Here is a 21,296-nt window from a genome sequence, read left to right on the forward strand (position 1 = left end):
CTAAAGCCCGATCCGGTCTTTGCCGCCAATGACGTCTTTGACCACATAACGGGGCCGGTGCTTGGCTTCGATGTAGATGCGGCCGACATACTCGCCGAGGATGCCGATACCGATCAGTTGGACGCCGCCGAGAAACAGAATGGCCGTCATCAGCGAGGGGTAACCGGGGACATTGTTACCGAAGAAAATCTTGTCCAGCACCATGTACACCGCGTACAGCACCGCGAAGATCGAAATGCCGCCACCGATGTAAGTCCACAACCGCAACGGCACGGTGCTGAACGAAGTAATGCCTTCCAGCGCCAGGTTCCACAGTTTCCAGCCGTTGAACTTACTGCGTCCTGCCACTCGCCGGGCCCGTTCATATTCGACCACTGCCGTGGTGAACCCGGCCCAGGACAGAACGCCCTTCATGAACAACTGATGCTCGGGAAGTGCGCGAATCACATTGACCACCTTGCGGTCCATGAGCCGGAAATCCCCGACGTTTTCTTCGATCCGGGTATAGGAAATCCTGTTCAGCAAATGATAGAAGAGCGATGCGCTGTGGCGTTTCAAATAACTGTCACTGTCACGATTGCGGCGTTTGGCGAGCACCACATCAGCGCCCTTTTGCCACTCGGCAATCAACTGCGGGATGACGCTGATCGGATCCTGCAGGTCCACGTCCATGGGGATCACCGCATCGCCGGTGGCATATTCCAGCCCGGCAAACAACGCCGGTTCCTTGCCGAAGTTGCGCGAAAAGTTGATCAGCAATACCTGTTCATCGACCTGTGCCAGCGCCTTGGCTTGCTCAGCTGTTCGATCGGTACTGCCGTCATTAATGAACACGATCTCGACCTCACACGGGTCAAGTTTCAATTCGCGACGCACCGCCTGATAAAACAGGTTGATCGCCTGTTCTTCATTGAATACCGGGACAATCAGCGAAACTTTCACGTTTCACACTCCTGAAAATCGAAGTGTAGATGTTCGACAGACCGCCATCAGGGGGCGTTCTGGCGCGCGAACTGCCCGGCAGACCAACGGACACGCAGCCCCATCCGTTCGCTATAGGCAACTGAGACATTCGGTAATATCCAGCCCTTTTGCAATTAGCCGCGAATCACGCCACCCTGCGTGCCGCTCCTACTCAACAACCCCGTTCAAGAGCCCGCCGTCATGACGTTTGAACGCGATCACCGAATCGACTTTTTTCGCGGCCTGGCGCTGATCTTCATCTTCTGGGATCACGTGCCGCAGAACCCGCTCGCGCAGTTCACGGTGCGCAATTTCGGTTTCAGCGATGCGGCGGAGATTTTCGTGTTCCTGGCCGGGTACGCAGCCGTGCTGGCCTACGGCAAAATCGCCCGGCGCGACGGCTTCATGGTCGCCACCGTGAAGATCCTGCGACGGGCCTGGGTGCTTTATGTGGTGCATATCTTCTTGCTGGCGCTGCTGATGGGCATCGTGTTTTTCGCCAACAGCCACGTGGAAACCCGTGATCTGGTGCAGGAAATGGGCTTGCAGTACTTCCTCAGTAATCCGCAGCAGGCGTTGATGGATGAGCTGTTGCTGCGCTTCAAGCCGAACCTGATGGACCCGTTGCTGCTGTACATTCTGTTGCTGCTCGGCCTGCCGCTGGTGCTGCCGATGCTGCTGCGCAAGGCTGAATACGTGGTGGGATTGTCGGTGGTTTTGTATCTGCTGGCGCCATGGCTCCAGTGGAACCTGGCGGGTACCGACGGTGGCGTGTGGTTTTTCAATCCGATGGCCTGGCAGCTGCTGTTTATTCTCGGGGGCGCGGCGGCGATTCACGGGCAAAGGCCTCGGGTGTCGCAACCTCGACCGCTGACTCAGCAGCCGGTTTTCATCACCACGCTGACCTATCTGGTGGTGACCGGGCTGATCGCACTGTCGTGGAAGTGGCCGAGTGTGCATGACGCCTTCATGCCCCAACGGCTCGGCGAATGGCTCTATCCGATCAGCAAGACCAACCTTTCGCCAGCGCGCCTGCTGCACTTCCTCGCCCTCGCCTACGTCACCGCCAGGTTGTTGCCGGACACGGGCTGGACCCGACACTGGCTGGCGCAACAAAGCTGTTGCATGGGTCGTTATTCGTTGGAAGTCTTCTGCTTTGGTGTGTTGCTGGCGCCGTTGGCAGACATGCTTAACGCCTTGGGTGGGAACACACTGGCGATGCAGTTATCCAGTGCACTGTTGGGGGTCGGGTTGATGGCGCTGTTGGGGGCTTGGCTGGATTTCAACAAGCGGTTGAACCGGCCAATTGTGGTGACAGCAGCTTAAGATCAAAAGCCCCGATCATTCAGACCGGGGCTTGTGGCATTTCCGACGTTACGACTTACGAAGCCGAACGCACCGCGCCTTGCGACACATTGGTCGGTTGCAGCTTGAACACGTAGAACAACACCGTCAGCAGCACCAGGAAAGCAGGCCCGACATACAGCGCCACGCGAGTGTCCGGGAAGTACGCCATCAGGCCGACCACCAGCACCAAAAAGGCCAGTGCCAGGTAAGAACTGACCGGGTAGAGCCACATGCGGTATTTGAGGCCGGCACGTTCGCTGGCGCTCAGGCCTTTGCGGAACTTGAGTTGCGCCAGCAGGATCATCGCCCAGGTCCAGATCGCGCCGAAGGTGGCAATCGCGGTGACCCAGACGAAGACCTTTTCCGGCACCAGATAGTTAAGCAACACGCCCAACAGCAAGGCACCGATCGACAGCAGCAGCGCACGACGCGGCACGCCGTTGTTCGAGGTCTTGGCGAAACCGGCCGGGGCCTGGCCGTTCTGCGCCAGGCTGTAGAGCATGCGCCCGGTGCTGAAGATGCCGCCGTTGCAGGACGACAGCGCAGCGGTGATCACCACGAAGTTGATGATGCCGGCGGCGGTCTTGATGCCCAGACGCTCGAAGGTCATCACAAACGGGCTGCCCTGGGTGCCGATTTCGTTCCACGGGTAGATCGACAAGATCACGAACAAGGCGCCGACGTAGAACAGCAGAATCCGCCAGAACACCGAGCCGATCGCATTGGGGATGGTCTTCTGCGGGTTCTTGGCTTCACCGGCGGTCAGGCCGATCATCTCGACACCGAGGTAGGCGAACATCACCATTTGCAGGGACATCAATACGCCTTGCACGCCGTTGGGCATGAAGCCGCCGTGGGCCCAGAGATTGGAAATCCCTAGCGCCACACCATCGTTGCCGAAACCGAAAGCAATGATGCCGATGCCACCGACCACCATCGCAATGATGGTGACGATCTTGATCAGGGCAAACCAGAATTCGAACTCACCGAAGGCTTTCACCGCGATCAGGTTGATCGAGCCCATGCTGACCAACGCCGCCAGTGCCCAGATCCAGCGCGGCACGTCGGGGAACCAGACGCCCATGTACACCGCCACCGCGGTGATTTCCGCGACGCAGGTCACCAGCCACAGGAACCAGTAGTTCCAGCCGGTCAGAAAGCCTGCCAATGGGCCAAGGTAGTCTTGTGCATAACGGCTGAACGAGCCGGCGACCGGGTTGTGCACGGCCATCTCGCCGAGGGCGCGCATGATCACCAGGATCGCCAGACCGCCAATGATGTAGGAGAGCATGATGGCCGGGCCGGCCATTTCGATGGCCTTGGCCGAACCCAGGAACAGGCCGACGCCGATACAGGCACCGAGCGCCATCAAGCGAATATGCCGTTCGCCGAGTTCGCGTTTAAGCGGGCCGCCCTGAGCGGTCTCGCCGTGAGGCAGGTGATTGCCGACTGGCATAGGTACAACCTCGTCTTGTTATTGGATTTGACCACCGAGTGTCGAAGCACCGACCGATAAGCCAGCGCTTCTGCGAAACCGGGCCAGCCTCATGGGCAGACCCGTCTTGCAGGACAAAACCTGCAAGATCAGCGGGCGTGCAGTATAAAAAGCTTCCAGTAGGGTTTTTCACTCTATAAACCACAACATTCAGCCATAACTCTCGGCAAAATCGGGGTTTTCGGAGGGGCATTACCTGACTGATGTAGGACTATTCGCCTTTAAAATGGCGCCGAGTATTGCACAGCAATGATGCGTCGTCATGCTCCTATGCAGGCAGCATTTACCTCTTTGATGGCTCTAGCTCAGCTGTTACAGACGATAACCATCCCTGTGGCAAGGGCAGCTGTTGTGGCGAGGGGGCTTGCCACGGGTAAGGATGCATACTCGACATTTGGTTGTTCACAATTTTTTCACCAACCCCAACCACCGTCTAAGCTTCAAACAAGTCCGATCAATCTGCGTGAATGGATCAGTCGACTATGGGCGCTTTGTGGCAAACCGATTCGAGTAAAACTGTGGTTCCGACTGAACGAGTGGATGAAGCGCCTTTACCTGAGAAACCCCGTCGCTCCCGGCACGGCTGGGGGGCTTTCTGGTTGCTGCTGCTGATTATTGTGATTGTCCTCGGCCTCGCCGCGGCCAAGGAAATGCGCACCTCCAAGTTTCAGGCCCGGGAAATCAGCAAATATGCCGCCTCGCTGAAGTACGAGCTGCAGCCTGGCCCCAGCGACGCCATACGCTACCCTGGCGCAGGCCCTTTCGATCAGCGTTTGGGTTACAGCGCCATGGATGAGTTTCTACCGCGCCTGCTCAAGCGCAATTACGTGGTGTCAGCACAAACCCGCTTTTCCCCGGCGCTGATGAAGTACAGCGACAAGGGCTTTTTCGTGCCCTATGCAGAGAAAATCCAGGCCGGGCTGTCGATCACCGATTGCCGCGCGGCCCCGCTTTACCAGTTCAAATACCCGCAACAACTCTATTCAAGCTTTGCGGCGATTCCTCCGGTGGTGGTCAACAGTTTGCTCTTCATCGAAAACCGCTTTTTGCTCGATCCCCGTCAGCCCTTGGCCAACCCCGCCGTGGACTGGCCACGGTTCGGCATGGCGGCGTGGTCACAGGTGGCCAAGTTGTTACGCCTGCCCGGTCAGTCGGCGGGCGGCAGTACGCTGGCGACGCAACTTGAGAAATATCGACACTCGCCCGATGGCTTGACGGTGTCGGGGGCGGAGAAGATCCGGCAAATGATTTCCGCCAGCGTGCGGGCTTATCAGGCGGGGCCGGAAACCCTCCAGGCCCGGCAAAATGTAGTGCGTGACTACCTGAACAGTGTTCCGCTGTCGGCGGTACCTGGCCATGGCGAAGTGCATGGCATGGCCGAAGGTTTGCGCGTCTGGTACGGCGCCGATTTCAACAAGGCCAATGAACGGCTGACCAGCACCGAGACCGATCCGAAGAGTCTGTCGGAAAAAGGCCTGGCCCTGCGTGAAGTGCTGTCACTGATGATCGCTCAGCGCCGCCCTTCCCATTACCTGACCAAGGGCCGTGATGAATTGGCCAGTCTCACCGACAGCCATATTCGCCTGCTGGCCCAGAATGGCGTAATCGATGCGCCACTCGCGACGGCGGCATTGGCCAGTAAAGTGACTTACCGCGACTGGGCCACCCAGCCCACCATTCAGCCAATCGAAACCAACAAGGGCATCAGTGTGGCGCGCAGCCGTCTGGCCGGTTTGCTCAACCGTCCGCTGTATGACCTCGACCGCCTCGACCTGTCCGCTACCAGCACCCTGCAAGGCAAGCTGCAAACCCAGGCCACCGCCTACCTCAAGCATCTGGCCGACCCGGCCTATGCCGCGGAAATCGGCCTGATTGGCGAACGCCTGCTCACACCCACCAGCACCACGCAGGTGCGCTACAGCTTCACTCTGTTCGAGTTGACCCCGGATGGTTCGCGGGTACGGGTGCAAACCGACAGCACCGACCAGCCGTTCGACATCAATGAAGGCAGTAAGCTGGAACTGGGCTCCACCGCAAAAATGCGCGTGCTCACCACTTATCTGCAAATCATCGCCGAGCTGCATGAAAAGTACGCAGAGATGAGCATCCCTGAACTGAAAAAAATCGAGGTCCCGGATCAGGACCGTCTGAGCCGCTGGGCCATCGATTACCTGATGCAGAACAAAGACCGCAACCTGCCAAACATGCTGAGTGCCGCGCTGGATCGCAAATACTCCGCCAGCCCCGGCGAAGCTTTTTTCACGGGTGGCGGGCGGCACACGTTCGTTAACTTCCGCAAGGAGGATAATGGCCGCCTGCCGACCCTGCGCGATGCCCTGCGTGAGTCGATCAACCTGCCATTCATTCGGCTGATGCGCGATCTGGTGCGCTACAGCACCTATGCGGGCTCTGACAACAGAGCCGAATTGCTCAAAGATGATCGCAACCCACGGCGTCAGGAATACCTGGCCTCATTCGCCGACAGGGAAGGTACTTCGTTCCTGCTGAAGTTCTGGAAGAAATACCGCAACAAAGACACCCAGGCGCGGCTCGAGACCTTTCTCGACGGCATGCGTCCGACCCCGATTCGCATGGCCGCCGTGCATCGTTACCTATTCCCCCAGGCCGACCAGGAAAGCTTCAACACCTTCGTGCGCTCGCACCTCAAAGGCGCCAAGCTTAAAGAAAAACTGACCGACGAACGCCTCGAACGCCTCTACCTCAGCTACGGCCCCGGCAGCTACGATCTGCCGGACCAGGGCTTCATCGCCAAGGTGCACCCGCTCGATCTGTGGCTGATCGGCTATCTGTTGAACAACCCGGACGCCAAGTTCAGCCAGATCGTCAAAGCCAGCCAGTTCGAGCGTCAGGAAGTCTATAGCTGGCTGTTCAAGAGCCGACACAAGGGTGCCCGCGACAGCCGAATCCGCACCATGCTAGAGATCGAGGCGTTCCTCGACATTCACCAGCGCTGGCAGAAAGTCGGGTATCCGTTCGATCATCTGGTGCCCTCACTGGCCACCGCCATCGGCAGTTCCGGCGACCGGCCGGCGGCATTGGCGGAGTTGATCGGTACCATCCTCAATGACGGTGTGCGCATGCCGACGTTGCGTGTCGACAGCCTGCACTTCGCGGCAAATACACCGTATGAAACCAAATTGATCAATGATCCTGACGTTGGCAAACGGGTCATGCCATCCGAAGTCGCCACGGCCATGCGCGAAGCCTTGTCACAGGTGGTGGATGCCGGTACGGCCAAACGGGTGTCCGGCAGTTTTGTAACGCCGGATGGCAAACCGTTGGCGATGGGCGGCAAAACGGGCACCGGGGATAACCGCATCGAAGCCGTCGGTTCTGGTGGGCGGATTCTGAGCTCGAAATCGATCAACCGCACCGCGACCTTCGTGTTCTTTATCGGTGATACCCACTTCGGCACCATGACCGCGTTCGTGCCCGGGCGCACGGCCGAAGCCTTCAAATTCACCTCGGCGTTGCCGGTGCAGGTGCTCAAGGGCATGGCGCCGATCCTGACGCCGTATCTGCAACCGGGCAGCGCTTCACAATGCCGCCCGGTGCAAGGTTCGTCCCTGGCGGTAGCCGATACATCCACGGGTAAACCTCATTGAACAGTCCCTGCCAGCATTTGCAGCAGCACTCGATTGCCCGCCCCTGTCATTCGAGTGTCAGCGCTTGCGATATCGCCATTTCCCCCGCAGCAGGTGGTATTTAGTTATTTTTCATATTCGAATATTCAACGGGTTACAGGCAAGAAGCACCGTTCCAGCACAGATATTCAGACTTTTTTTTTGAGCCTCGACCGGTAGGCTGATCACTCCTATAACAATCAAGGATGATTGCCATGACCGACACCCCCACGCCTGCCAAAAACACCAATAAGGGGCGGCACTACGAGTTCATCAAGAACAACATCAACGACACTTTTAAAACCGCCACGATCAGCAGAGCCCGGGCGCTGGCGGCCACTGGATTGAAGATCGAGCCGTGGTACGCCACCGCGCTCGCCGCCCATCTGAACGCAGCGAACCTCAAGGCCTGGAGCTCGCAGAACCAGGTCGATCAGCTGTTCGAAAAATTGCAGGACATCCATTCGTTTGCCGCTCCCCTGCTCCAGGCGAAGCTCAAGGAGCGCTACGGCGTCGAGCATGACGTGAAGACGACCTGCTTGCGCCTGTACATCCCTAAAGAAACCCCTTGGTACGCGATTGATCTGTCGGGCGGAGTCACGACCCGAACCGTTTCCCTGCTGGATGCGGCGCTGCATAACTTCGCACAGACCGAAACGGTCGATGCCGGCTCGGAGTTCATCACTCAACCCGACAAACGCGGGCACTTCGATGTCCTTCCAATCAAACAAAAAATGACCATCAAACAGTTCCAGGCGCTGTGCCGGGAACTGGATATTGGCGCGCGCTACAAGGCACATCTCGAAAGCTTTCTGCTGCCCGGCGAACCGGTTGCCGAAGCCTTCATGAAGCACAAGGTGACCGAAAGTCAGAAAGACGCACTCACCGTCGCCGCGCAGCTGGCGTTGATGAACGGGGATATCCAGTACGATGCGTACAAGCTGATGCTGGATCTGGCACAGGACAAACCTCAACTACTCCTCAATGGCAGACAGATGCAGTGCTGCGACCTGTCCATGATGGAGACGCGTCTGACCGGAGTGGTCCTGTTGATTCCCGCCAAGCAGGACAGCAGAGGCATTCGACGGCTCATTGCGTATGTTCCCCATGACCCTGAACATCCGCTGAAGGAGTACGAATCGCCGCAGGCGTTCACGAATGAACTGGCGCGCCAATTGCGCGAAGACAAAATTGCCGCTTCATCGCAGTTGAGCTATCGACAATTCTTCAGTCAGTTCGTCGATCAGCAACAGCGCGGGCACTTTTTCGCCGAGCTCGAGCAATGTCTCTTTACCGTCAAATGGCACACGAAAGAGGATCCGACGGATCAGCGTCCGGCGTGGCGCAAGGAGCCCGTGCTTCACCCCCGCTTGCGACTCCAGCACGTGCCACTGCCCCGGAATTACTGGAGACACGCCTACCAGCAAAAGCTCAACAAGATCCTCAACGATGCTCGGGAAATCGCCGTGTCCACCGCAGACACGGACTCCAGGGCGCGCTGGGCCTGGTGGGATAACCTCAAGAAAATCGTATCGGACATTTTCAACGCCGCCCTGTTGATCGCCACGCCGTTCGTACCGGGATTGGGCGAACTGATGATGGCCTATACCGTTTATCAACTGACCAGCGACGTCATCGAGGGGATCGTCGACCTGGCCGAAGGCCTCGAGAGCGAAGCGGCCGAGCATGTGATCGGCGTGGTGACGGATGTCATTCAACTGGCTACGTTTGGAGCGGCCGCTGAGATCGGCATCGCTTTTCGTCTCAAGCTGTCGCCGTTGGTCGAGGGCATGAAACCCGTACGGTTGCCCGATGGCAAACCCTCGTTGTGGCATCCCGACCTCGCCCCTTACGAACAGAAGAACCTCACCCTCTCGACTGACTCGCAACCCGACAAGCTCGGCCTGCATCGACACGCCAATCAGGACATCCTGCGGATAAAACCCAAACTCTATTGCGTAGAAAAAGCATCGAAAGACCCGACATCCAATACTCACCGAGTCAAACACCCCACCCGCCCCAATGCCTACGCGCCGAAAATAGAACATAACGGCCACGGCGCCTGGGTGCACGAGGGGGAGAATCCGCAAAACTGGGAAGGCGAGACATTGATGCGCCGCCTCGGCCACAGCGTCGATCGCTTTTCGCCCACCGAGCTGGAGCAGATCCGCATCAGCAGCGGCACTGATAACAATGAGCTGCGCCGGATGCATGTCGACAACCGTCCGCCACCGCCACTGCTGGCCGACGCCATCAAGCGCTACAGCGCGTATGACGAGGTGCGGACAGTCCGTGAGAACATCCGCGCCGGCCGACCGATCGACCCACAATCCGTCTGGTTTGAACCGCTGCTGACCAGCCTGCCCGGATGGCCGCGCGAGCGAGCGCTGAAGGTGTATCAAAACGCTGACTTGACGGGGCCATCACGCCAGTATGGCAACGCCCACGCCACCGAAGCCGATACCCTGAGCATCAGTCTCACGCATGTCATGTCCGGCAAACTGCCCGAACGCGTCGTGGGCTTTCTGAATGAGACCGAGATCAACACCCTGCTAGGTCGCGACATACCAAGCGCCGAACGCCCCCAGGCATTGCGCGATCGACTGGCGGGTGCCGTCGCGGCACGTAAAGGCGAGCTAACCCAGCGCGTGTACCAGGCTGGAGAACGGTCGAACAAAATGGATGTCCGCTTGCTCAAGCAAGCGTTCCCGGACATGCCGCTCACCCTCACGGAAACAGTCCTGGCTCAAGCCCGGCCAGACGAACTGCAGAGAATGGTCGATGAAAATCGCCTGCCGCTACGAATCAAAACCCAGGCCCGCGAAGCGAATGTCGAAGCCGCCACCGCTCGCGCCTACGACGGCTTTTATCACGATGAACAGGTGGTACCGGACACCGAACGGTTGACGCTGAACACGCTCAAATTCAATTCCGACAGTTTCGGCGATTTGCGCATCGAAGTACGAGACGGCACCTATGACGGCACGCTGCGCTGCAGCGTCGGCCCACAAGACGCCTCGACGGTCAGACGGTTGGTCAGAGATGAGCACGGCCAGTACGAGGTGCTCGATGGAACCAACAGGAAACTGTATGACGCCGACAACTTCTACGAATCGATCCTGCGTGCCCTGCCTGCCGACCAGCGCGCGGCATTAGGTTATCAACGGGGTCAGGGGCGTCTGCTCAAAGTGTGGATCATGGAAAAATCCGCCTCGCCGGCCGAACGCCGCGTGTCACTGGCAGAACCGCCCATTCGCCCCGTTGCCACGCTTGAAACCGTCAACCTGGTGCGTGGTCCGGCCCTGTCCAGAGCGGCAAGAACCCCGGAAGAAAAGGTCAGGAACCTGTACCCGACATTAAGCGAACAGGAGGCGAGCAGCATCGTTGAATCCTTGCGCACCAAGGGCGATCCCGATCAGGCGATCGACCTGCTCAGAGACGAACTCGCCGAGCTGCGCAAAATACTGGACCTGTGGCATGAAAACCAACTACTCATGAGCGCCCCGGATGTCATTGACCCCGCCAGGAAGATGGTGGCCTTCAACCACACGGGCGGAAGGCACATTTCAGAACGGTTCCTTGAGTGCTTCGAACGCAGAGGCGAGGCATTCGGCGAACGCGGCAACCATCCAGAACGCGGCTATACCCTGGACTTGTCCTCCCAACTCTTGAGCCCCAAGCTCGATCGTTGGTGGAAGGAATTGCTTGAACTGCCGAATATCAAAAAATACCTCGACCAGATTACTGTGCTGAATCTGGATAACACCCGCTTTTCTACCGGCGCCGAAGGCCTGTTGAACGACTTCACCAACGTTCGTCATTTCAGTGCCCGCCGATGTGGGCTGACCAGGTTGCCGCCGAGTATCGGCAAGATGCATTTTCTCGAGACCCTGCGTCTGACAAACAATGCAATCATGCTGACGCCTGAGTCTGTCGGGCTGTTGAGAGACCTCACGCGCCTGGAAACACTAAGGCTGGATTTCAATCCGCTGGTGCAGCCTCCGGATGTCGGCCGCATGCCCAGATTAAAAATACTGAGCCTGATCAGAACCGGTATCGACACCTGGCCGGAAGGTCTCTTCAGTGACGGGATTATCCAGAAACCTCGCCCGCGGGGTTTTTTTCTCGACCTGCGCGACTGTCCGATCAAACACATACCCGATGTCACTCCAGGCTCCGGGCATGCCTTCATCGTGGCCCGCACACGCCTTGATGCAACGAAGCTTTCCGATGCCGAGCGGTTCCGTTATGAAGACTATCGCCGGTCCGTAGGCCTTGCTCCGCAACAAACCTATGAACAGGTGGCGGCCGATGAGATATCGCATTGGCGATCGTTGCCGGACGATTCAGCGTTTTATAGTCCATCGTCGGGGATCGGCACCTACAGGGAAGAGTCCTGGCACGATCTGGCGGCTGAGCCTGACTCCACCGATTTTTTCAAAGTGATCCGCAAGCAGAGAGAAAGCCAGGATTACCGGGACGCTAAATCGCGCTGGCAACTGACCAGGCGGGTCTGGCAGATGATCGATGCCGCCGCTCTGGACACCCACCTGCGCGAGGAACTGTTCAAACAAGCCAGTCACCCTGAGACCTGCGCTGACGCCGGGTCTCAACTGTTCAATAACATGGGGATCAAAGTGCTGGTGTCGCAGGCGCATGCGGAGTCGACGTCTGCCGTGGTTCTCGAAAACAAGCTGGTCAAACTGGCCAGGAGCGCTGCACGCCTGGAACGCGTGGGCGATATTGCCAGAGCCGAGATACGTGAACAGCAGAAAAGATTTGACCTCGATCCCAGACTCGACCCGCCGGATGATGTGGAAGTGCACCTGGCCTACGAAACGGGGCTGGCCAAGCGTCTGGATTTACCCTGGCAGTCTGAAGACTTGCGGTATCGAAAGCGAGCGGGCTTGTCGCCCGATGCAATCGACAAGGCCTACGATACGGTGATCGAACGCGAGAAAGGTGATGGGTTGGTCAACGGGATGATCGATTTATTCGAAAACCCGTTCTGGGAGCAACATTTGCAAAAAACCCACCCGGATCAGTTCCAGGCCAATGACAGGCTGTTCGAAAAGAAGCAACAGCAGCTCGAAGAACTGCGCGAGGCTCAAAGCGAATGGGCAAAAAACCAGGATCCGACACAAACAACCAGGCTCCACCGCAGACTGGAAGATCTGGCCCGAGCGCTGAACGTTCCAGAACAAGAAGTTTTCCGTCGCGAGGAAATGAGCACAGGGTTCTATGACAGGCTGGTGCAGGACATTGGCTACGCTCGAAACGAGTTGGCCAGACGACTGACCCGCGAAGCGTTGGCAAAAGTCGGATTGAGATAATTTCACCCTGAAACTTGCGTCACTCAAAATGCCCAACTGTGAAAGCGGGCTTGCCCGCTTTCACAGACATTCCTGGGTTTGCCTAATGGTGGTCGCCGCCTCGGCCGAAGCGACGCTCAGTGCCATAACAACCCCAGCCACCCGATAGATTTTTTCAGGGTCTCAGGCTCCCGGCGCCTTGGCGTTGAACAGCAGCATCACGTTGCCGCTGTAATCCCCCGGCCGGTACCCACTGGCCGGTTTCACCGGCTCGATCTCCAGTAATACCCGCTTGCCCGCGGCGGCTTCTGCCTGCGTAACGACTTCCTGCGGTAGGAGGTCGGATTTCAACTCCACCCCGTTGAAACGGACGCGCAACACAATGTCCTCGCCCGGCCTGCCGTTCGACAGGTAGGGCAGGCTATCCAGCCGCGCTTCGATCGCGCTGGTGTCATGCCGCACATCGAAATTCTTGCGCACACTGCTCAGGGTCGATGTGGGGTAGTCCCAGTTGAGCCGCTGGGGTCGGTGAATCCAGTCCGGCTCTGTCGGCACGATGTAGAACGAGCGATTCGGGATGGTCAGGGACACCTCGAAGGTGTGCTCTTCCCGGGCAGCCCATGTCACAGAGCCCATCATAACGGTCATTGCCGTCAGGGCGACGACGGCGCATTGCTTGATCATGTTCGTTACCCGTTGCGTCAATGGACAGCCGGTCTAGCGGCTCGCTACCTTCAGGGCTTTCCTGGTGCCGCCTTCGATCAGCAAGAAGCGGTATTCACGGCCTTGTTCCTTGTCGAAGCCAAAAGTCTTGTCCGCCAGCACATGGTGCTTGGTGGTTGCCCCGCAGTCGGTTTCATTGGTGAGAGAGCAACTTTTGAACTCATCGATAATGATCACCGTATTGCCGTTGTTGCGCAGTTCATAGCGACTGTCGGAGTCGTAGATGGCGGTCTCGAAACGGGCGTTTTTTGGCCGCACGAAAAAGACCGTGCCAAACCCGGTCATCACGTTGACCCCGGCCGACAGGCTCTGTTTGTACTCTTCGCGTTCTTCGCTGGTCACCACAAAGTCATCTTCCTTTTCCGGCACCACTGGCACAAAACGCAGGCGGAAGTAGCGCTCACGGTCACGCTCGCCCATGTACAGCAGACGAGTGCCCTGCATGCCTTGGGCCGGCACGATCAGCCGCGCCGGGCTGGCCATTACGCCGTTGCGCGAGGCGCCATCGGCAGCCGCCTCCACCGGAATTTCCCGCGGGGTGCCGTCGGCGTCGTAGACGATTTCCAGCACGTTGACCTTGACGAAAGCAGTGCTGTCGCCGCTGTTGAATACCCGTTTCAGATAGGTACTTTTGTCGGCATCCAGATAGTCGTACACGGTGCCTACATTGATCTGCGGCCCGGCTTGCACCGCCACGCAAAACACACTGAGCACCGACAGCAAGAACAAACGGTTCATCGATTTCAACCCCATGAAAAAATGAAATGGTCAGGCTCGGAAAGTCAGACTTCAGAGTCCCAGATAACGGTGATGTTGCCGCTGAGCTTGTCATCACTGAAGCCGGGGCGCAGCAGAAAGTCGATGGCGTCCCGGGGCATCTCAAAACGCAGCGAGCCGCCCTTTCGATCCACGTAATGTCCAGGCTGAAACGGGCCTGTCCACGCGTTGTGTCTGAGCAGTAGCAGATTGACCAGCCCTCCGCCGGGGCCGTCGATCCCGGCAGGCAGGCTGATTCTTGTTTCCACCTCGGTGACGTTACCCTTGCTACCGCGCAGTCTGCATCGGCTACCGCCGAGCGAGTCACACAGCAACATGACCCTGAAACGCGACGACGCCGAAATGTAGAACAACTGATCGCGATAGATTTTGGTGGGCTTGCGACCGCCGTCGATCCACTGTTGCCAGCCGCCCTGGGGCTCCAGAGCGATCTTGTTACCACCCGGTGGCAGATCGACCTTCAGGGTGTGCTGCACATCCAGAACGAAGTCCAGAGTGAGGTTGCTGTCATCCGGCTGCATTAACGGTCCGAAGTCGAAATCAGCGCCGGGGCCGATGCTGTAGGCCAAGGAACCGGTGTACAGCCCGGATGTCATACTCAGGGGGTTTGGGGTTCGTAGTTCATAGGAAAAATCGACGGTATTAAACGACATAGCCGGGATGGGGAAAGTGGCCACCTTGGTGCACGCCGCCTCGACCGGCGCTTTCCAGAAAAACAGATAAAACGCAGGGCCGTATCCTCCAACTCCGCTGTACTGACAAGGTGGCGGAGTATTAACCCAGGTGCTCCCGATCCAAAGCTTGCTATGCCCTTCGCGCATATCCGTCTCTCCGGTCAGTTCGGTGGCCGGAGCGCTCAGAATGTACCTGGAGCCAACGCCGCTGATTCGCACTTCGACGATTTCCGTTTCCTGCGTATCCCTATTGGTCACCGTCAGCTGCCGCCAGTTGGCCGGCACCTTCAATGGAACGCCTTCGCCAGCTGCAATGGCGCGAGTGGAATTGAACCTGATTGGCAGCTGAATGCTGAACGTATTGTTGTCGACGCACTGTCCCGGATAGATCGCGCAGTAACCGCTGTTCGGCGTTTTATTGATAAATATATTCTTGTTCGGCTGGGCAGGATCCGGCTGGAACAACGCCCTGATCTCCCGATTCACCGCCTCTGCCGACGGCACGCTCAGCGCTGCCCATAGCCCCAGCCAATACATAGACTTTTTCATGTTTCAACCCGCCTTCTGTTCGGTGGACGTGACGTCGGCGAGTGTGTCCGGCGTGCACCGCAGATCACCGATCATCAACACATTGTTTTCGCTGCGATGACGACTCGCATCGAGGCGGAACTGGCAGAGCAGTTGATTGCCCTGACGCACTTCAAGGGTCGGCGAGCCGGCGTTCATTTCCATCGAGAAGAAACCATCGACTTCCGTCACCCCGCGACTGGCGTGGTTGATCACGTGATGGCCCTTGAGCGCCCGGCCTTGTGCATCGACCAGCCGACCCAGCACGGTCAGGGTTTTCATCACCCGCACCTGGCGGTACTCCACCCCACCCTTGTTCAGGTGATAGCGGGTGCGCGCCGGCTCGATGCTGGCCGCCGGCACATGACTGCCTTCGAAGTCGAAACTCACCGAGCTGTTCTTGTAAGCGGTAATCGGGATGAAATTGCGCCCCGGCCTCAACGCCGCGCTGCCACCGCTGTAATCGTCCGCACGCAGGGTGATGTCATCGATATCCGATTCCACATCGACAATCAGCCCCGCGCCGCGCATTTCATGCTGGCTGGTCAGAACCATTTGCTGAGCGCCCATTACCAGCGTGCTGTCCAGGTTCAGGCCACCGGTGAAGTTGCCGTTGTAGGACGAACGCTGGACGAAGCCATCGCCATTGATTGCGTCAGTACGAAAATTGGCCAGGCTGGACAAGCCCACGCCGTAAGTATCGGTGAGTGCGGTCACCGATACGTTTTGCAGCACATGATCCTTCAGGTCTTTGCGCCAGCCGAGGGAGGCATTGTTGTCGCGGCTGCCATCACGGGCGGTACGCGAGCCAATGCTGCCCGTAAGCTGCTGGCCTGGTGCACCCATCGCCAGGTTGATGCTCAAGTCGACACCACGATTGCGCGCATTGCCGCTGCTGAAACTGCCTGGACGATCGAACAGCGACAACCGCCAATTGCCATCGCTGCCGAACAGTACGGCGCGCTGATTCCAGCCGAGGTCCATGCCGAAGCCTTCGGTGTTGCCTTCGCTGTGGAACAGCCTGGCGTTGATCGAACTTTTGCTGCTGACCCGATGGTTGATCGCCAGGGACGAGTTGCTGGTCTCGCCGACGAACACATTGCGCTGGCGAATCCGGGTACCGTCCGGCAAGGTCTCATAGAGGTTGGTGGTATCCAGCCAGCTGCGGTTGTGGCTTATCACCAAACTGCCGGAACCGTAGTTATATAGGCTTTGCAGATCGAGGCCGGTGCCATGATCCTGCGTTTGGTACACATTGGCGTACAGGCTGATGTGATTGGCCAGGGTCCAGTCGATGGACGTGCCGAATTGCAGTTTTTCGCGAATCTGGCGCGCCGACAGGCCGAGAATCGCCCGCGGATGCATCAGGTAGTTGACCGAAGCCCCTGCCGTTACACCGCCGCTGGCCTGTTGATCCCAGTTACTGAGCAGTTTGCTTTCTTCCCCGGCAAACAGGTTGTAGCGCCAGCGCTCGTCGAGGTTGCGCCAGTTGCTGGGCTTGTACACCAACTCCTGGGTGGTGGAGGTGATCTGGCCGTCTTCGATCAGGCGCACTTCCACTTCATAGATACCACCCGGCAGCGGTCGGGTGTCGAGGGTCTGCAAACCGGCGGGTACCGATTGGGTATTGATCAACAGGCCGTCGCGATAGATCTCCACCGACCCCTGGCGATTGGCCGTGACGTAGATCGGATAGACGCTGGGCATCGGGCTGTTGATGGCCAGGCTGTCGGAGCTGCCGTACATGACGCCGACAGCGGTGTCGGGGCTGGTGCCAAACGTGCGCGGTTGACGGGTCAATCCTTCGGAATTGGGGGTGAAGTAACCCAGGCGCAGGAAACTGCCTTGCAGTTCGCGCTGGGTGTAAAGCTCATGCACCGCGTGATACAACTTGTCATCCGGGCCGCCAAGGCGGGCCACTTGCATGTTGAACGTCTGGCTCCAGTTGCCCAGGCTCGCGCTGGCTTCGAGGCCATAACGCCCGCCAAGGTCCTGATCCTGACCACCGTTGAGGTTGAGCTGGTTGCGCAGCATCAGACCGCTGCTTCCGCCCTCGGGTTGCTCGTAGTAACGCCTGGCTTCAACATCGCGCTCAGCGTTTTCGGTGAGGATCGAGACCAACGAGTTTTCCAGGTTGTAATGCACGGCCAACACCTGATCTGGACAAGAGCCGGTGCAATTGCCCAGTGGTACGCCCGGTTTGAGGTAACTCGCCCATTTTTCCCGCTCGGCAGGGCCGAAGCGATTTTCACTGGTGTCGGTGAATTCGAGCAACGTGATGCGATCATCACGCGATAAAACCACCATGGCCTCCCCCAAGGGCTGTTGATCGAGTTCCACCCGAACAGCCAGGGGTACATCAAAGAAATGCTCCTCGAAATCCGCCGGCAGGCCTTTGGCCTGAGCCAACAGACTTCGCGGTGTCGTTCCGGCAGCAGAAACGGAAGCCGCCGTTGCACTGGCACAAAACAACAGCGCAAGCGCAGCTGCGATGGGTGTCATCGGGAACATGAACTCTTACTCTGATTACAGACAAGTTGAAGTCCGACGGGACGAACATTGCTGTTTGTCCCGCCGGGTAACGCGACCTGCATCAGTCAGCGCTTATTGCCTGATCCTTCGATCAAGGAGTGACTACCGGAGGGACGGCGTCGAAGGTCATCGCAACGACCCCGGTGTAATCGCCGGGAGCGGGCGCTGCACCGGTAGGGTTAGCAACCGCGATGTTCAGCGGTGCACGGAAGTTCACGTCGGACTCGACTTCGCCAACCACTGGTTTTGGCGTGGTGGTCAATTCAACGTTATTGATTTTAACCTTCAGATCAATAGTGCTGGAGCCGGAAATAAGTTTCGGCGCACTGTCCAGGCTGGCGTGAACCGAACCATTGTTGTTACGGATATCGAAGAACCCGTTAACCTCTCCCATTCTGCCGGTAGTCGGCTGAAAGCTCATGTCCTGATCCTTGTTCACCAGATCAGGATTGGTCGGCACCACGTAGAAACCGTTGGTCGGCACGTGGGCGATAATGCTGATGGAGTGAGCGGCTTCACCTGCGGCAAATGCCCCGGAGGAGCCCAGCGCCAGAATAGCCAACGGGGCAGCGAGTGCGAATTTCTTGAACATCGTTCAGTACCTGTTTTCTTGATGAGGGTCGGTTCATTGAAAGTTCAAAAAACGCTTCCTGTGAGGGGCTGTGTTTATTTGGACTTTCAACGCCGGGACATCTTCGACTGCTGGCTCTGGAAAGTAAGCAGGCAACTTCCGATGAGCGCGTAGTTAAACGACTACATGACCGGAAAGAAAAAAGAACAAAAAACCCAGATACGAAACAGCGACTGTAAGTTACGACCTACAGACAGCTTTATCGAAAAAACCATACAGAAGTTCCAGCTAGATAATACGGACACTTTCATCTTTTTTAGAATATAAACTCCAAAATTATTAGAGCGACAACTTTAAACTTTCAAGGAGCCCTAACAGGGGGGAAGTTGTTCGCCCTTGAGGGGCAGTTGACTCAATCGATTGCATCATTCAACTGGCTCACCACCCGTCGGCAGTCATTAGCTTCGCCCAAAAAAGCCTTGCTCGCGGATTAAGATATATCTTAAGTTGTATCTAAACACGACGAGAGCAAGCAAAAAATGAGAGACCATCATTCCCCCCACCGCGAACCCGGCGACGGCCGCGACGGCTTCGAGAAACGCCCAGGGCCCGGCCGCGAGCGCGGTGGACGTGGGCCGCGAGTCTTCGCCCCCGGTGACCTGAAATTGCTGCTGTTGGCACTGATCGCCGAACAGCCATGCCATGGCTATGACCTGATCCGCCAGATCGAAAGCATGTTCGACGGCGCCTACAGCCCCAGCCCCGGCGTGATCTACCCGACCCTGACCTTCCTCGAAGAAAGCGAAATGATCCTGGGCGACGCCGAGGGCGGAAAAAAACGCTACAGCATCACCGACGCCGGACGTCTGTCTTTAAGTGAACAGGCGATTGCCCTGGACGGCGTGCGCATGCGCATCGAAGTCAGCAAGCGCTCGTTGCGCGGCCATGACCGCCCCGCTGAAATTCACGAAGCGGTGCACAACCTGCGCCATGCCCTGCAAATGCACCATGGCCGCTGGAGCCCGGAAGAAATCCTGCGGGTACGCGACCTGCTCAACAACACGGCCAAAGCCATCGTCGACGGCCCTGCCGTTCAACCCGCTTCGGAGAAAGCCGAATGACCGACGTTATCGTGCCATCCCAATCCATTCATCGTGTCAGCCACGAGATCAAACGCCGTCGCCTGGAAGTACTGCGGGTGGTCGACCTGACCCCGCGCATGCGCAGGATTACCCTGGGTGGCCCAGAGCTGGCTGGCTTCGTCAGCCTCGGAACGGACGACCACGTCAAACTGCTGTTCCCACAAAATGCAGCGGAACACGCGGCGCTGGAAACCCTGGTACTCGGTGCCGGCAAGGACAACGGGCCGATGCCTGAGATGCGCGACTACACGCCTCGCCGTTACGACCTGAATACGCTGGAGCTGGACATCGATTTCGTGCTGCACGGCGACGGCCCTGCCTCGACCTGGGCCGAGCAGGCCAAACCCGGTCAGATCCTGCACATCGGCGGGCCTCGGGGCTCGATGATCGTGCCGGACATCTTCGACAGCTATCTGCTGATCGGCGACGAAACCGCCCTGCCCGCCATTGCCCGCCGCCTCGAAGGCCTGGCTGCCAATCGGCGTGCATTGGTGATCGTGGAAGTGGAAAACGGCGCCGAACAACAACGCCTGGAAAGCGCCGCGCAGGTCGACGTGATCTGGGTATTGCGTGAGGGTGGCAGAAACAACCTGCTGACCACCGTGCAACAGATCGAGGTGCCCGATGGCAATCTGTATGCGTGGGTGGCGACCGAGTCCAAGGTGTCGCGGCAGATTCGCCGGGTATTGCTCGATGAGCACGGCCTGAACGAGCAGTTTGTGAAGGCTGTCGGTTACTGGCGACTGGATGACAGTGACGAAGAATAAATCGTAAAAGATCGCAGCCTGTGGCAGCTCCTACAGGATTTGTGTTCGCCCGACGATTTACAGGGGTGGACGATTCATATGGAGCTGCCGAAGGCTGCGATCTTTTGATCTTTATCCAACGAACTCCAACTAACGATCAAGACGACGATCCAGCCCAATCACCAGCAGTGAAATCACCACATACCCCGCCAACAATCCCCCTGCATTCACAAACACCTGTGGATAACCCAGCTTGTCGACATCAATGAACGGATACGGATAAACCGCCAGCAGATGCCCGCGCCATAACGCATAGCCGAAGTACACCAGCGGATAGATCGCCCACACCGCAATGTGCCGCAGCCGCAATGTACCTTTGGGCACGCAGCACCACCAATAAGCCAGAAACAGCACCGGCATGACGTCATGCATCAGCTCATCGGCCAGCCATTGCCAGCCTTCGGGATGCCACAAATGGCGCAACAACAGGCTATACGCTAAACCGACGATGGTGATGCTCACCGCAACTCCACTGCTTACCCACGGCTGCAGAAACCAGCGCCGCGCCGCCGATTCTCGGGACGTCAGTTCACAGGTCAGCACCACCGCCACCAGCGTGTTGGTCAGCACGGTGAAAAAGCTGAAAAAACTCATCAGCCCGCCCAGCAGACTGGCCGCAACACTCCAGCGTAAATAAAGAATCAGGTACAGCTGAATGCTCAAACCCGTCCAGCCCAAAACCGCAGCCACGGCAACACAACGACGCCTCGCGGCAGAACCTGGCGCCGACGGTATGACCATGC

13 protein-coding genes are annotated in these 21,296 nt (G+C 58.1%); 5 read left to right on the forward strand and 8 right to left on the reverse strand.

Annotated features, from left to right (window positions below; genetic code table 11):
* Complete coding sequence (locus tag MMG91_RS16595) at positions 1 to 942, reverse strand: glycosyltransferase family 2 protein (RefSeq protein ID WP_310660182.1); 942 nt, start codon at positions 940 to 942, stop codon at positions 1 to 3.
* A 222-nt stretch (positions 943 to 1,164) separates the two neighbouring features.
* Here MMG91_RS16595 and MMG91_RS16600 point away from each other — a divergent pair, with 222 nt between their 5' ends.
* A complete protein-coding gene (locus MMG91_RS16600; protein ID WP_310660183.1) occupies positions 1,165 to 2,289 on the forward strand; it encodes an OpgC domain-containing protein in 1,125 nt (374 codons plus the stop codon).
* A gap of 55 nt (positions 2,290 to 2,344) precedes the next feature.
* On the opposite strand, the gene MMG91_RS16605 is transcribed toward MMG91_RS16600, so the two are convergent.
* On the reverse strand, positions 2,345 to 3,766 hold the full coding sequence (locus MMG91_RS16605) for an amino acid permease (RefSeq protein WP_305446742.1): 1,422 nt from the start codon (positions 3,764 to 3,766) through the stop codon (positions 2,345 to 2,347).
* A gap of 521 nt (positions 3,767 to 4,287) precedes the next feature.
* On the opposite strand from MMG91_RS16605, the gene MMG91_RS16610 reads away from it, so the two are divergent.
* Entirely contained in the window at positions 4,288 to 7,431 is a 3,144-nt protein-coding gene (locus MMG91_RS16610; RefSeq protein WP_310660184.1) for a transglycosylase domain-containing protein, read from the forward strand.
* A gap of 233 nt (positions 7,432 to 7,664) precedes the next feature.
* A complete protein-coding gene (locus tag MMG91_RS16615) occupies positions 7,665 to 12,782 on the forward strand; it encodes an NEL-type E3 ubiquitin ligase domain-containing protein (RefSeq protein ID WP_310660185.1) in 5,118 nt (1,705 codons plus the stop codon).
* Between the two features lie 162 nt (positions 12,783 to 12,944).
* On the opposite strand, the gene MMG91_RS16620 is transcribed toward MMG91_RS16615, so the two are convergent.
* The 5 genes from MMG91_RS16620 to MMG91_RS16640 all read right to left on the reverse strand — a co-directional run bounded on the left by MMG91_RS16620 (position 12,945) and on the right by MMG91_RS16640 (position 18,626).
* Positions 12,945 to 13,445: a CS1 type fimbrial major subunit gene (locus MMG91_RS16620; RefSeq protein ID WP_305446746.1), complete on the reverse strand. Its 501-nt coding sequence runs from the start codon at positions 13,443 to 13,445 to the stop codon at positions 12,945 to 12,947.
* A gap of 33 nt (positions 13,446 to 13,478) precedes the next feature.
* Entirely contained in the window at positions 13,479 to 14,222 is a 744-nt protein-coding gene (locus tag MMG91_RS16625; RefSeq protein WP_305446747.1) for a molecular chaperone, read from the reverse strand.
* 44 nt (positions 14,223 to 14,266) lie between these two features.
* On the reverse strand, positions 14,267 to 15,484 hold the full coding sequence (locus MMG91_RS16630) for a hypothetical protein (protein ID WP_310660186.1): 1,218 nt from the start codon (positions 15,482 to 15,484) through the stop codon (positions 14,267 to 14,269).
* Between the two features lie 3 nt (positions 15,485 to 15,487).
* Entirely contained in the window at positions 15,488 to 18,013 is a 2,526-nt protein-coding gene (locus MMG91_RS16635; protein ID WP_310660187.1) for a CS1-pili formation C-terminal domain-containing protein, read from the reverse strand.
* Between the two features lie 112 nt (positions 18,014 to 18,125).
* Positions 18,126 to 18,626, reverse strand: a complete 501-nt coding sequence (locus MMG91_RS16640) for a CS1 type fimbrial major subunit (RefSeq protein ID WP_310660188.1) — start codon at positions 18,624 to 18,626, stop codon at positions 18,126 to 18,128.
* 518 nt (positions 18,627 to 19,144) lie between these two features.
* On the opposite strand from MMG91_RS16640, the gene MMG91_RS16645 reads away from it, so the two are divergent.
* Positions 19,145 to 19,726: a PadR family transcriptional regulator gene (locus MMG91_RS16645; protein WP_305446751.1), complete on the forward strand. Its 582-nt coding sequence runs from the start codon at positions 19,145 to 19,147 to the stop codon at positions 19,724 to 19,726.
* Positions 19,723 to 20,514 carry a siderophore-interacting protein gene (locus MMG91_RS16650; protein WP_305446752.1) on the forward strand — a complete coding sequence of 264 codons (792 nt, stop codon included), beginning with the start codon at positions 19,723 to 19,725 and terminating at the stop codon, positions 20,512 to 20,514. Before MMG91_RS16645 ends, MMG91_RS16650 begins: the two co-directional genes overlap by 4 nt.
* 129 nt (positions 20,515 to 20,643) lie before the next feature.
* On the opposite strand, the gene MMG91_RS16655 is transcribed toward MMG91_RS16650, so the two are convergent.
* The gene (locus MMG91_RS16655) at positions 20,644 to 21,294 is read right to left on the reverse strand and encodes a Pr6Pr family membrane protein (protein WP_305446753.1); all 651 of its coding nucleotides are present in this window, start codon (positions 21,292 to 21,294) and stop codon (positions 20,644 to 20,646) included.
* Positions 21,295 to 21,296 lie beyond the last annotated feature (2 nt).

The sequence above is a fragment of the Pseudomonas sp. JL3 genome, assembly GCF_031570575.1.
Lineage (GTDB): Bacteria > Pseudomonadota > Gammaproteobacteria > Pseudomonadales > Pseudomonadaceae > Aquipseudomonas > Aquipseudomonas cucumis.

What these genes read in the sequence shown, in the direction of transcription:
- MMG91_RS16650 (WP_305446752.1), top strand. Translation starts at nt 19,723, where the DNA reads ATGACCGACGTTATCGTGCCATCCCAATCCATTCATCGTGTCAGCCAC.
- MMG91_RS16600 (WP_310660183.1), top strand. Translation starts at nt 1,165, where the DNA reads ATGACGTTTGAACGCGATCACCGAATCGACTTTTTTCGCGGCCTGGCG.
- MMG91_RS16630 (WP_310660186.1), bottom strand. Translation starts at nt 15,484, where the DNA reads ATGAAAAAGTCTATGTATTGGCTGGGGCTATGGGCAGCGCTGAGCGTG.
- MMG91_RS16635 (WP_310660187.1), bottom strand. Translation starts at nt 18,013, where the DNA reads ATGTTCCCGATGACACCCATCGCAGCTGCGCTTGCGCTGTTGTTTTGT.
- MMG91_RS16625 (WP_305446747.1), bottom strand. Translation starts at nt 14,222, where the DNA reads ATGAACCGTTTGTTCTTGCTGTCGGTGCTCAGTGTGTTTTGCGTGGCG.
- MMG91_RS16610 (WP_310660184.1), top strand. Translation starts at nt 4,288, where the DNA reads ATGGGCGCTTTGTGGCAAACCGATTCGAGTAAAACTGTGGTTCCGACT.
- MMG91_RS16615 (WP_310660185.1), top strand. Translation starts at nt 7,665, where the DNA reads ATGACCGACACCCCCACGCCTGCCAAAAACACCAATAAGGGGCGGCAC.
- MMG91_RS16620 (WP_305446746.1), bottom strand. Translation starts at nt 13,445, where the DNA reads ATGATCAAGCAATGCGCCGTCGTCGCCCTGACGGCAATGACCGTTATG.
- MMG91_RS16605 (WP_305446742.1), bottom strand. Translation starts at nt 3,766, where the DNA reads ATGCCAGTCGGCAATCACCTGCCTCACGGCGAGACCGCTCAGGGCGGC.
- MMG91_RS16645 (WP_305446751.1), top strand. Translation starts at nt 19,145, where the DNA reads ATGAGAGACCATCATTCCCCCCACCGCGAACCCGGCGACGGCCGCGAC.
- MMG91_RS16655 (WP_305446753.1), bottom strand. Translation starts at nt 21,294, where the DNA reads ATGGTCATACCGTCGGCGCCAGGTTCTGCCGCGAGGCGTCGTTGTGTT.
- MMG91_RS16640 (WP_310660188.1), bottom strand. Translation starts at nt 18,626, where the DNA reads ATGTTCAAGAAATTCGCACTCGCTGCCCCGTTGGCTATTCTGGCGCTG.